The sequence below is a fragment of the Pseudomonas sp. PS01303 genome (assembly GCF_029959385.1).
GTDB lineage: Bacteria > Pseudomonadota > Gammaproteobacteria > Pseudomonadales > Pseudomonadaceae > Aquipseudomonas > Aquipseudomonas rustica.
On the sequence record NZ_JASCPK010000171.1, the window covers coordinates 1 to 11,079 of the forward strand.

Genomic DNA, 11,079 nt, shown 5'->3' on the forward strand with positions numbered 1-11,079 from the left:
GGCGAGGGGATTTATCCCCGTTCGGCTGCGAAGCAGTCGTCGCTTTTAGATTTTCAGGGCCGCTGCGCAGCCCAACGGGGATAAATCCCCTCGCCACAAGGGTTCACTCCAACAGGGGAGATTTCATCAATCAGTCGAAGGTAATGCCCTGCGCCAGCGGCAACTCCAGCGAATAGTTCACGGTGTTGGTCTGGCGGCGCATGTACCCGCGCCAGGCATCCGAACCCGATTCACGACCACCGCCGGTCTCCTTCTCACCACCAAACGCACCACCAATCTCCGCACCGCTCGGACCGATGTTGACGTTGGCGATCCCGCAATCACTGCCCACCGCCGACATGAATTGCTCAGCCTCACGCACATCAGTGGTGAAGATGCACGACGACAACCCTTGCGGCACCGCGTTGTTCAGGCGCAGTGCTTCCTGGAAATCTTTGTAACCAACCACGTACAGAATCGGCGCGAAGGTTTCGCTGCACACCACATCGCTCTGCTCCGGCATTTCAACAATCGCCGGCGACACGTAGTAAGCATTCGGGAACTGATCTTCCAATTGGCGCTTGCCGCCAAACACCCGACCGCCCTCACTCAACGCCTGCTCCAGCGCGTCCTGCATGTTTTCGAAGCTGCGCTTGTCGATCAACGGGCCGACCAGATTGCCTTCCAGCGGATGGCCGATGCGCACTTTCGAGTACGCGGCTTTCAGGCGGGTGACGATTTCTTCTTTGACCGACTCATGGGCGATCAAGCGACGCAACGTGGTGCAACGCTGGCCGGCGGTACCGACGGCGCTGAACAGAATCGCGCGCACCGCCATGTCGAGATCGGCGCTTGGGCCGAGGATCATCGCGTTGTTGCCGCCCAACTCCAGAATGCTGCGGGCAAAACGCGCGGCGACTTTCGGCGCCACTTCGCGGCCCATGCGCGTGCTGCCGGTGGCGCTGATCAGGGCGACACGCGGGTCATCGACCAACGCTTCGCCGGCATCGCGACCACCGATGATCACTTGGCAAAGATTCGCCGGTGCATCGGTAAAATTCTTCACCACACGGTCGAACAGCGCTTGGCAGGCCAGTGCGGTCAGCGGGGTTTTCTCCGACGGCTTCCACACCACCGGGTTGCCGCAGACCAGCGCCAGCGTGGTGTTCCACGCCCAGACTGCAACCGGGAAGTTGAACGCGCTGATCACACCGACCACGCCCAGCGGATGCCAGGTTTCACGCATGTGGTGGCCCGGACGCTCGGAGGCAATGGTCAAACCGTACAACTGACGAGACAGGCCGACGGCGAAATCGCAGATGTCGATCATCTCCTGCACTTCACCCAAACCTTCCTGGGTGATCTTGCCCGCCTCCCACGAAACCAGTTCGCCGAGATCAGCCTTGTATTCACGCAACACTTCGCCGAACTGACGTACCAGCTCGCCGCGACGCGGAGCCGGAATCTTGCGCCATTGCTCGAACGCATGATCTGCGCGACTGATGTGCTGCTCGACTTCGGCCGGGCCTTCCCAGTTCACGGCGGCAATGCGGCTGCCGTCGATCGGCGAGTGCACCGGCACTTTGCCGTTCTGATAAAGGGCCGGGTTCACACCAAGACGATCAAGCAATGCGGCAACCATGGGTCACTCCTCAAGCAAAAAACTGAATGTGTGCGGTCGCCATTTCACGACCGGGCAGGCCATTAGTTGTAGCTTCACAATGGCGAGGCAACAAACGACCTTTACGCGAGATATCATTCCGTTTATTCATGCTGAGCATAGAAAGACAAGAAAAGGATCGGCCATGCTGAACAAACGCCACTTGCCCTCGATCACCGCCCTGCAATGCTTCGAGGCCGTGACCCGGCACCTGAGCTTCACCCGTGCCGCCGAGGAACTGAACCTGACCCAGAGTGCGGTGAGCAAGCAGGTCGCGCAGCTTGAGGAATTGTTACAACACTTGTTGTTCCTCCGCGTGCGCCGACGTTTGCAGATGACCCCGGCCGGGGATTTGTACTTGGTGGAAGTACGAAAAATCCTCACGCAGGTGGAGATGTCGACGCATTACCTGCGTTCCTACGGCGGCGAGACCGAAGTCCTACGCGTATCGACCCCGTCGACCTTCGGCGCGCGTTGGCTGGTGCCACGCCTGAAAGGCTGGCGTTTGCGCCATCCGTCAATTCATCTGGATTTGTGCAACGAGCAAGAGGCCGATGATTTGCTGCAAGGGCGCAGTGATCTGGCTTTCTATTACGGTCAAGGCTCGCGACCGGGCACTGAATGCCTGAAGTTGTTCAGCGAAGAACTGGTGCCGGTGTGCGCGCCGAGCAGTCTGCCGGAGAAACCGTTCACTGATCCGACGCAACTCACCGATCTGGTCTTGCTGCAAAACGCCTCGCGCCCACAGGCGTGGCACGACTGGTTCGACAGTCAGGGCTACCAGACCGAACACAGCTATCACGGCCCACGTTTTGAGACCTTTTATATGTGCATTCGCGCCGCACAGGTGGGTTGTGGCGTGGCGCTGTTGCCAAGGTTTCTGGTGGAAGAGGAATTGGCCGACGGCAAACTGGTCATTCCCTGGCAGCATGCGATGCCGAGTACTGACGCGTACTATCTGGCGTACCCGGAGCACGCGGCGGAAGTGCCCAAGGTGCGGGATTTCGTCAAATGGATGCTCGAGCAGATTGACAATCCCCTGTAGGAGTTGCCGAAGGCTGCGATCTTTTGATCTTCAAAACCAACATCAAAAGATCGCAGCCTTCGGCAGCTCCTACGAAAATTTGTCATACGATCACAAACAGGCCATCCACAACCTGAGCCTGGGCGAGACGCGCACGCAGATCGGCATCAATGGCGCAATCATCAGGGTTGTACAACCGGACACGACGATAGGCTGCGGACCGATCAATTTCCTGCCCCAAATATTCCCAGACCACCCTTGAACAGGAAGGCGCGCGATGATCAGCAGCCGAAACGCCAAGCTTCAATCCATTTAACCGTGTAATGCAGCTTTTGAAACTTGGGATGAGAATAGTTTGACTGATTTCGTTTGAAGTCAGCGATTCATAATCTACGAAAAAAAGGCGATCTCGCAGGTAATAAGCAACACCTTTATATCGATATCGTTCAAACCCACCTTCTACCCCAGACATCTGTAACTGCTCATTTCGCTCATACACTATGTCATCGCCTTCTTCCCGCACATGCACAAGCGAACACAGAATGGAACCCGGTTCAGTCATCGCATGGTAGTACTCGTGGTAATACCCCGTGTGAGCCTTCAGTTCTGGTGAGGATTGTTTGCGCAGGTGTTTCAAAACTCTTTGTGAGACTGTTTCTTCATCGAAGAGCCTGGCTTTGCTGGTTTTTACGCCAATCAATGCATTGAACTGCTCGCTTGGCAGGCGCATTTCAAATTCTTCCACACCAAAAAAATCGCAAATCCGCTTGAGGTTAAAAGGTGCGGGCATACTATTCCCACAAAGATACTTATTAAACTGCCCACGATTAATACGAACCTTCCTACAGACCTCTGCGACAGATCTGTAGTGACTACACAGAAACCTCAAGTTTGCGGAAAAAAATTCACACATAAATCACTCAGCAAGAAACCCAGGAGAACTCACCATAGCAGCAACCAGCATCACATTTGAGCAACTTGCGAAATTGCATCGGATGAAATATGGCTGGATATTACGACTCCTGAAAGGCTTCAGGACTGGCGACACCATTAATTCGCCAGCACTAACAAAGCAAGGAGCTTGGAATGCTAGACATCATCAACGACTTTCTGTCAGGTAAGGTACTAATACCTTTAGTGCTTGGTTTAGGAAGCTACTTCACTGTCCGATCCGGATTTGTTCAGTTGAGGTATTTCCCCCATATGTTTGGCGTATTACTCGGCAGTTGGCGCGGCAACAGCCATCACTTGAGTTCATTTCAGGCGCTTATGCTCAGCCTTGCCGGGCGAGTCGGCACGGGAAATATCGTCGGTGTCGGGATCGCGGTAAGCATGGGCGGGCCCGGCGCAGTGTTCTGGATGTGGATGACTGCTCTTCTGGGTATGTCGAGCAGTTTCTTCGAATGTACGCTGGGACAACTCTATAAGCGTAGCGATGGCAAAGGCCTCTACCGAGGGGGCCCGTCCTGGTACATCCAGCACGGTCTGGACAAGCGCTGGCTCGGCATGATCGCAGCCGTACTATTGCTGGTGACTTTTGGGTTTGCGATCAACGGCCTCGAATCGCATGCGGTATCGCATTCACTAAAAGATGCGTTTGGCGTGGCGCCGATCTGGTCAGGGCTCGGACTTGCGCTGTTGCTGGGGGTCGTTTTCATTGGCGGGATAAAGCGCATAGCGGCAGTTGCTGACCTTCTGGTACCTATTAAAGTTCTCGCCTACATCAGCGTGACGGCCTACGTAATGGTTCTGCAGTTCGACCAGGTTCCGGCGATGCTCATGACCATTATCAACAGCGCGTTCGGGCTGGATCAGGCCTTTGGCGGGCTGGTGGGCAGCGCAATCATCATGGGGGTGAGACGCGGAGTGTTCTCCAACGAGGCAGGACTGGGAAGCGCTCCCAATGTCGCATCAGTAGCGAAGATCGGCCACCCGGTTGCACAAGGCGTCGTACAAGCCCTGAGTGTCTTCATCGATACATTCATAATCTGCACGTGTACAGCGCTACTGATTTTGCTATCGGGTTTCTACACACCAGGATTTGAAGGTGACGGGATTGCGCTGGCACAAAATTCGCTCGCCGCCGTCGTCGGGGAATGGGGACGGATGTTTATCAGCGTCGTGCTTGCGCTCTTCGTATTCACGGCGATGCTTTACAACTATTACCTGGGAGAAAACAGCTTGCGGTTCATCTTGGGTGAGCCTCGAAAGACGCTGCTCTTGTACCGTGCGCTGGTATTGATATTAGTGTACTGGGGCTCCGTCGAAGACCTGTCCACTGTTCTGGCTTTTGCAGACATCACCATGACACTGCTCGCGCTTGTCAACCTGGTAGCGATGTTCTTGCTCTTCAACATCAGCATGCGTGTTGTGCGCGACTACGACGAACAACGCCGTGCCGGAATAAAGAAGCCCATTTTCGACTCAAGTAAATTCCCGGATCTGGATATCGATCTTTTGGCATGGCCGCCGGGATATAGCTGCCCAGACATAAACACTCATAGCGAGAACGTTATTTCTTCGAGCACCAGTAAACAGACTGCCAAACGTTAAACAGAACATGCAAAGTCATTAAATCAATTAATGGCTTTGCAGCTACTACATCAAACCCACCTAAAAATAAAATCTCAAGAACCCTGCTTTCTTCGAGCCGTCACGCCCGGAACAAACAGAAGGAGTTTATCCATGAATCGCTTTTACCCCCTCAAAGCAAATGCAACTGATACGCCGACATACTTCATAGACTCACATGCCACACCCAATCAGTTATTTGAAGATGCCTGTTTCAGAATCCGCGCTTCCGCAGGTCTTTTGGAGGCCTTCACATTAGTCACCCTCAAGGGCACCAACGATTCTGATTTTTATAAACTAATACTTCCAGCGTACGTGCTACTTCAGGACGGCGTCGACACACTGGAACAGATCACCTTCAAAGGAGGCGTCATTCATGTATAAAATCGTAACCCAAGAAATGCTCAGAGCTGCTTTGGTTAAAGCAGTTGAAATCAATCTGATACCCAAACACTCCCTGCTGGCCGATTATTTAAAAAGCGGGGCACAACTCGAACAAGTCATTCAAGCTGCACTTGAGGCGCAACCGAAAATAGCTAAATTTTGTGGACTGAGATGCATGGCCTCAGAGGATCTTTCACCCGAGAGCAAAAAAGCGCTGGCAATCCCCACCACTGATATGCGCCACTAGCGCCATTGATTTTTACCGCGCCACAGCGCGGCGCACCTGGAGACCGTTTATGAGCGAGAGTGTGTTTGCCGATCGCATCGTGCAGAACCTGCTCGACACCGACTTCTACAAACTGACGATGATGCAGGCGGTGCTGCACAACTACCCCAACGTTGAAGTCGAATGGGAATTCCGTTGCCGCAACAGCGAGGATCTGCGCCCGTACCTGGCCGAGATCCGCTATCAGATCGAGCGTCTGGCCGAACTGAGCCTGAGCGCCGATCAACTGAATTTCCTTGAGCGTATCTCTTTCCTGAAACCGGATTTTCTGCGATTCCTCGGTCTGTTCCGCTTCAACCTGCGCTACGTGCACACCGGCATCGAGAACGGCGAGCTGTTCATCCGCCTGCGCGGGCCGTGGCTGCATGTGATCCTCTACGAAGTGCCGCTGCTGGCGATCGTCAGCGAAGTGCGCAACCGCTATCGCTACCGCGAAACCGTGCTCGAACAGGCGCGCGAGCAGCTCTACCGCAAATTCGACTGGCTGACCGCCAACGCCTCGGCCGACGAATTGTCGCAACTGCAAGTAGCCGATTTCGGCACCCGCCGCCGGTTTTCTTACCGTGTGCAGGAAGAAGTGGTGAACGTGCTCAAGCACGATTTCCCCGGGCGTTTCGTCGGCACCAGCAACGTACACCTGTCGCGCGAACTCGACATGAAACCACTGGGCACCATGGCCCACGAATGGATCATGGCCCACCAGCAACTCGGCCCACGGTTGATCGACAGCCAGATCGCCGCGCTCGACTGTTGGGTGCGTGAGTACCGGGGTTTGCTGGGGATCGCCCTCACCGACTGCATTACCACCGATGCGTTTCTCGGCGATTTCGATCTGTTCTTCGCCAAGCTGTTCGACGGTTTACGCCACGACTCCGGGGATCCGGTGGTGTGGGGCGAAAAATGCATCGCGCATTACCACAAGCTCGGCATCGACCCGATGAGCAAGACGCTGGTGTTCTCCGACAGCCTGACCTTGCCCAAGTCGCTGGAGATCTTCCGCGCGCTGCACGGCCGGATCAACGTCAGCTTCGGCATTGGCACCAACCTCACCTGTGACATTCCGGGTGTCGAACCGATGAGCATCGTGCTTAAAATGACTGCCTGCAACGGCCAACCGGTGGCGAAGATCTCCGACGAGCCAGGCAAGTCCCACTGCAAAGACCCGAATTTCGTCGCCTACTTGCGACACGTGTTCCAGGTTCCTGCCGATTCCAGTTCATCTAGCAAGGAGTGAATTCATGCAAGCCGTACAGCGTGAGATTGCTGAACAGCTCAAAGTGCAACCGCCGTTCGCTGACTACAAAGCCCAGCAGGCCGAAGTCGCCCGGCGCATCGCCTTTATTCAGGATTGTCTGGTCAATTCCGGGCTCAAGACGCTGGTGCTCGGAATCAGCGGTGGCGTCGATTCGCTGACCGCAGGCCTGTTGGCCCAGCGCGCGATGCGTGAACTGCGCGACCAGACCGGCGATAACAGCTACAAATTCATCGCCGTGCGCCTGCCGTACGAAACCCAGTTCGACGAGCACGACGCCCAGGCCTCGGTAGATTTCATCGCCCCGGACGAACGCCACACCGTCAACATTGGGCCAGCCGTGAAGTCGCTGGCCAGTGAAGTCGCCGCGTTCGAAGGCAAACACGCAGTATCGGTGGACTTCGTGCTCGGCAACACCAAGGCGCGGATGCGCATGGTCGCTCAATACACCATCGCCGGCGCAGCGCACGGCCTGGTGATCGGCACCGACCACGCGGCGGAAGCGGTGATGGGCTTCTTCACCAAATTCGGCGACGGTGCCTGCGATCTGGCACCGCTGAGCGGTCTGGTGAAAAATCAGGTGCGCGCGATCGCCCGCAGCTTCGGCGCGCCGGAATCGTTGGTCGAGAAAGTGCCGACGGCGGATCTTGAAGATTTGTCGCCGGGCAAACCGGACGAAGCGTCGCATGGCGTGACGTATGCCGAAATCGATGCGTTTCTGCACGGCGAGCCGGTGCGCGAGGAAGCCTTCAAAATCATCGTCGACACCTACAACAAAACCCATCACAAACGTGTGATGCCATTCGCCCCATAAGTCGCGGCGGAGCCTGTAGGAGCTGTCGAGTGAAACGAGGCTGCGATCTTTTGATCCTGATCTTCAAAACCAGATCAAAAGATCGCAGCCTTCGGCAGCTCCTACAGAAAGCAAAAAGCGTCCCAAGGGACGCTTTTTTATTGACTCGATAACCTCTGTTGAATTCAGGAAGCGACAACTCGAACAGTCCAAGGGTCGGATAATCGACCATTATCAGACTTGATCCTGAAGGTATGAACCTTCTCTGCCAAATCATAAGCCGTCACTGTGAAAACTCCATTGGAGTCTGCATGGATCGAAGCCACGTCATTGTCGTAGTCAGAGAGAAACCCTTTTTCATTCGGATTTGCCGTGCCAACAAACGTCACCGTCTTAGCGGTTGTTTTTTCGTGGTTTCCAAGCAGCTTCAAATTTGAATCGATGACGAACTGGATCGCAAGCGGAGCTGACTCTTTGACCTCGATAACCCAAGGTCGGGATAAAACTTCATCAGGCCCAAGCACGGTAAACTGGTGGAGCCCTGTCACCAAGTGCTGAACAAAGGCGCTCCAATGGCTGTTACCGTCCACTGCAAGCGTTTGAAGATAATTCCCGTTATCGAAAAGTTTCACTTCCGTGTGGCTCCTCCCAAAGCCAACGAAGTTCAACTCGGTATCACGTGTGAACCCGCCTCTTTCGATTGGATTGCCATTGCTATCGTTAACCCAATCAATGTCTGCTTCCGTGGCCTTGCCAATGTAAACACGCCAGACATCCGACTTATGACCATCCATTGTTTGAACGGTATATGCATGCTCCCCCGCTGCCTCATCGGGAAAAAAGGCACTGAAATGGCAGTAATCGTCCACCCATACGGCGGGGTGCGTCCCAACTCCGTTATCCAGAATTTGCGCGTACTGGCTTGGTTGAGCCGATCCAACGAAAGACAAATCAGAATTATCGGTTACGCCACCATTGTCGATGGGCTCGCCCTTACCATTGGTGATGCTTTCAATTCGAGTCGAGCTCACTTTCGCGATTTTATCCAGCGAGCTAATCAAAGTACGCGGGTGGGGAAATTTCTCTTGATCGGTCATACGAAAACTCCTTTTTCGGAATGGATGCGCCCGGTGATGCGAGTGCTTACCCATCAGACTCAGGATCAAGATTTGTGTCTACTGTCAGAAGTTACAGGTATTGATGCTTTTCCGACCAGTGGGCCATGCTTGATGTTTCACTAAAAACACCCAGTCCAGCCACAAAAAAACGCCGCGGCGATAACCTCGCAGCGGCGTTTTTTAAAGCTTCAGCGGCAGATTATTTCAGCGTCACAGTGCCTTTCATCATCGAGATGTGGCCTGGGAACGAGCAGAAGAAGCCGTATTTTTCAGCGGCGTCCAGCTTAGATACGTCGAAGGTCAGCGAATCGGTTTCTTTGGCGCCGATGATTTTGGTGTGGGCGATTACGCGAGCGTCGCCGTCTTTCAGGTAGTTCTTGTCGATGCCGGCGGCCAGGCCGTCGGTGGCGATTGGCTGCATGTCAGCTTCTTTGCTGATCACCAGGTTATGGCCCATGACGTTCTTCGGCAGGCTGCCGGAGTGGGTCAGTTCGACGGTGAAGGTTTTGCAGCTCTTGTCGATCACGATTTCCTTGGTGTTGAAGGACATCTGATCGGTGGAGTCAACGGTGGTTTTGCACTCGGCAGCCATCAATTGGCTGCTGGCCAGCGCCAGCAGGGATACCGCAACAACTTTGGAAAACATGGTGAATCTCCAAGGCAGGGTTAACAAAAACACTAATGGTGGAAAGACTGCCTGAAATCTTCGCAAGTTCCTATGACTTGCGTCAAAAATTGTATACAACTTTCAGGCTATGACACTCATCGACACAATCTAACGGCCAGAATTCCCGCCCCGCCCTATGATCGGCGCATCTACTGAAACGGAGTGCCTGTCATGTTCTTTAACGGTCTGTTGTGCAGTTTGCTCGCCGCCTACGCCTGTGGCGCCAGCGGTACCTTTGAAACACCGGAACGCGAAGTTTAGCCCTTGGATCGAGGCGTGCCAGCCATTACCCTGTGTCGGATTGACCCAGGAGAAAAGCATGTCTCTGAAATCCGTTTGTGTATTTTGCGGTGCCAACGCCGGTACTGATCCGGCTTACACCGAAGCTGCCGTTGCGTTAGGCAGAGCGCTCGCCGAGCGTAAGCTGACGCTGGTTTACGGCGGTGGCGCCGTGGGTTTGATGGGGATTGTCGCCGACGCCGCACTGGCCGCTGGTGGCGAAGTGATCGGCATCATTCCGCAGAGCCTGATGGACAAGGAAATCGGTCACAAAAGCCTGACACGTCTGGAAGTGGTCGACGGCATGCATGCGCGCAAGGCGCGGATGGCGGAGCTCAGCGATGCGTTTATCGCCCTGCCCGGCGGCCTCGGCACGCTGGAAGAATTGTTTGAAGTCTGGACCTGGGGCCAGCTCGGCTATCACGGCAAACCGCTGGGTCTGCTCGAAGTGAACGGTTTTTACAGCAAACTCACTGCTTTTCTTGACCACATCGTCGGCGAAGGCTTCGTTCGCGCGCCACACCGTGACATGCTGCAAGTGAGCGAATCGCCGCAAACGCTGCTCGATGCCCTGGATAACTGGAAGCCGACCGTCACGCCAAAGTGGGTCGATCAAAAACCCGGTTAACCCTCGGACGTCGATACAGGGCAGAATACGCGCCGCTCAACCTCACCTTCGACCTAGAGGAACGCCCATGGCCAAACCCAATTACTCCTTCGCCAAACGTCAACGCGACTTGGCAAAGGAACAGAAGAAAGAGGAAAAGCTTCAGCGCAAGAAGCAAACCGCTGAAGAAGCAGCACTGAACCCTGAGGGTGAAGTGGCAACAGAAGATGAAGTTGATGCAACCGAAGCACCGAAAGATCAGGCGCCTGACGCCTGAACCCCACCGGGTTTGATGATCGAATCAGACCCTGCGGATTTGTGACGGGGCTGGCGGTTTCACTGCCGGCCCTCACAGCCCCACTTGCCGAAACACCCCAATTCCCCTTGTAGGAGTGAGCCTGCTCGCGATAGCGGTGTGCCAGTTGAAATATTTGCTGCTGACACACCGCTATCGCGAGC

The 11,079-nt window shown here is 54.9% G+C and carries 12 protein-coding genes; 8 read left to right on the forward strand and 4 right to left on the reverse strand.

The genetic code is table 11. The annotated features are described in order from the left end of the window. Positions 1–130 precede the first annotated feature (130 nt). A complete protein-coding gene (locus tag QMX93_RS27210) occupies positions 131–1,621 on the reverse strand; it encodes an aldehyde dehydrogenase family protein (RefSeq protein WP_282358613.1) in 1,491 nt (496 codons plus the stop codon). A 163-nt stretch (positions 1,622–1,784) separates the two neighbouring features. Here QMX93_RS27210 and QMX93_RS27215 point away from each other — a divergent pair, with 163 nt between their 5' ends. Then, positions 1,785–2,684, forward strand: coding sequence for a LysR substrate-binding domain-containing protein (locus QMX93_RS27215; protein WP_282358615.1), 900 nt, complete (start codon positions 1,785–1,787; stop codon positions 2,682–2,684). Positions 2,685–2,766: 82 nt separating this feature from the next. Here QMX93_RS27215 and QMX93_RS27220 read toward each other — a convergent pair whose 3' ends face one another. Further along, positions 2,767–3,576, reverse strand: a complete 810-nt coding sequence (locus QMX93_RS27220) for a helix-turn-helix transcriptional regulator (RefSeq protein WP_282358616.1) — start codon at positions 3,574–3,576, stop codon at positions 2,767–2,769. A gap of 173 nt (positions 3,577–3,749) precedes the next feature. Between QMX93_RS27220 and QMX93_RS27225 the strand changes: the two genes are divergently transcribed. The 5 genes from QMX93_RS27225 to nadE all read left to right on the forward strand — a co-directional run bounded on the left by QMX93_RS27225 (position 3,750) and on the right by nadE (position 7,970). After that, a complete protein-coding gene (locus tag QMX93_RS27225) occupies positions 3,750–5,216 on the forward strand; it encodes an alanine/glycine:cation symporter family protein (protein ID WP_282358617.1) in 1,467 nt (488 codons plus the stop codon). A 132-nt stretch (positions 5,217–5,348) separates the two neighbouring features. Continuing rightward, the gene (locus QMX93_RS27230; protein ID WP_053116789.1) at positions 5,349–5,618 is read left to right on the forward strand and encodes a hypothetical protein; all 270 of its coding nucleotides are present in this window, start codon (positions 5,349–5,351) and stop codon (positions 5,616–5,618) included. Beyond that, on the forward strand, positions 5,611–5,865 hold the full coding sequence (locus QMX93_RS27235) for a hypothetical protein (protein WP_053116788.1): 255 nt from the start codon (positions 5,611–5,613) through the stop codon (positions 5,863–5,865). Before QMX93_RS27230 ends, QMX93_RS27235 begins: the two co-directional genes overlap by 8 nt. 49 nt (positions 5,866–5,914) lie before the next feature. Then, entirely contained in the window at positions 5,915–7,138 is a 1,224-nt protein-coding gene (gene pncB, locus QMX93_RS27240; RefSeq protein WP_053116787.1) for a nicotinate phosphoribosyltransferase, read from the forward strand. Positions 7,139–7,142: 4 nt separating this feature from the next. Next, the gene (gene nadE, locus QMX93_RS27245) at positions 7,143–7,970 is read left to right on the forward strand and encodes an ammonia-dependent NAD(+) synthetase (protein ID WP_282358618.1); all 828 of its coding nucleotides are present in this window, start codon (positions 7,143–7,145) and stop codon (positions 7,968–7,970) included. 164 nt (positions 7,971–8,134) lie between these two features. On the opposite strand, the gene QMX93_RS27250 is transcribed toward nadE, so the two are convergent. Next, positions 8,135–9,046, reverse strand: coding sequence for a hypothetical protein (locus QMX93_RS27250; RefSeq protein ID WP_282358620.1), 912 nt, complete (start codon positions 9,044–9,046; stop codon positions 8,135–8,137). A gap of 220 nt (positions 9,047–9,266) precedes the next feature. Beyond that, positions 9,267–9,713 (reverse strand): azurin, encoded by a 447-nt coding sequence (gene azu / locus QMX93_RS27255; RefSeq protein WP_053116784.1) that lies wholly within the window; start codon positions 9,711–9,713, stop codon positions 9,267–9,269. Between the two features lie 340 nt (positions 9,714–10,053). On the opposite strand from azu, the gene QMX93_RS27260 reads away from it, so the two are divergent. Together QMX93_RS27260 and QMX93_RS27265 are read left to right on the forward strand one after the other, a co-directional pair. Beyond that, positions 10,054–10,641, forward strand: a complete 588-nt coding sequence (locus QMX93_RS27260; RefSeq protein ID WP_053116783.1) for a TIGR00730 family Rossman fold protein — start codon at positions 10,054–10,056, stop codon at positions 10,639–10,641. 67 nt (positions 10,642–10,708) lie between these two features. Then, positions 10,709–10,897 carry a hypothetical protein gene (locus QMX93_RS27265; RefSeq protein WP_282358621.1) on the forward strand — a complete coding sequence of 63 codons (189 nt, stop codon included), beginning with the start codon at positions 10,709–10,711 and terminating at the stop codon, positions 10,895–10,897. Positions 10,898–11,079: the final 182 nt, after the last annotated feature.